Source organism: Streptomyces sp. CO7 (assembly GCF_053474865.1).
This window is the reverse complement of sequence record NZ_JBRIOU010000012.1, coordinates 30,810-31,680: the sequence shown is the minus strand read 5'-3', so window position 1 is coordinate 31,680 and position 871 is coordinate 30,810. Positions and strand designations below refer to the sequence as shown.

Genomic DNA, 871 nt, shown 5'->3' with positions numbered 1-871 from the left:
GCACTGGCCCACCCCCACGAGTACGCCCTCATCTACGGCACCCCCGTCCCCGGCTACCAGGCGCCCCAGACCACCGTGCCCGCCGCGGCACGGGTGGGGCTGCTCCTGATCGGCATCACCCGCGACGCCCACCGCGGTCCCGCCGGACTCTCGCGCACCCCTCTGCCGGAAGGGCTGCGCCCCGAGGCGGTGCGGATGACCGCCGACCTGGCGCCCGACCTGCCGCCGGAGACCACGGTCGCGCTGGTCGCCGCCTGGGCGGAGCTGTTCGGCCTGATCGGCTTCGAGCTCTTCGGCCAGTTCCACCGGGTGGTCGAGGACCGCGCCGCCTTCTTCCGCCACGCCGCCGCCCGCCTCGCCCACGAGACGGGGATCGCGTTCCCGGGGGCCACGCCGGGAGCCTGAGGTCCTGTCGCCGCCGCCCTTGTGTGCAGAGATCGAGGTCCTGGCCCGCGGGTTGCGGTGCTGGACGGATCGGGACCTTGCGAGCAGGAGCTGACGTGACCCGCCGTCGGTCACCTGGGCGGACGAAGCCGGCCGGATTCGAACCGGCGTCCTCGCAGTTTTGGAGACCGCGCGCGACAACCTCTGCGCTACGGCTTCGCCCGGCGGGGATCCTGGCCCACCGCGCTCGGCCGTGTTCGGTCCAGCGCCAGGGGGTTGTCGGACCCGTCGGACCCGATGCCGCGCCCCGGTCGGGGTCCTGGACGGGTGCGTCGGTGGAGCCCCAGGCCTCCGAAGGGCAGGGGGAACTGATCGGTTCGCCGCACGGAGCGGATTTCGGTGGCTCACGCCGCACGCGGCAACCTGGCGCGCAGGCTCCCGCTCCTGTGCGCAGAGGCGGGACCCAGCGGTGGTCCGGCCCTACCCC

Annotated in this window: 1 protein-coding gene and 1 tRNA gene; one reads left to right on the top strand and one right to left on the bottom strand. The window is 74.4% G+C overall.

The window, feature by feature from the left end; genetic code table 11:
* The coding region (locus tag ACOV8S_RS29745) for a TetR-like C-terminal domain-containing protein (protein WP_448321582.1) at nucleotides 1-405 on the top strand (405 nt) is incomplete at its 5' end.
* A gap of 123 nt (nucleotides 406-528) precedes the next feature.
* On the opposite strand, the gene ACOV8S_RS29740 is transcribed toward ACOV8S_RS29745, so the two are convergent.
* Nucleotides 529-603: transfer RNA gene (locus tag ACOV8S_RS29740), tRNA-Trp, on the bottom strand.
* Nucleotides 604-871: the final 268 nt, after the last annotated feature.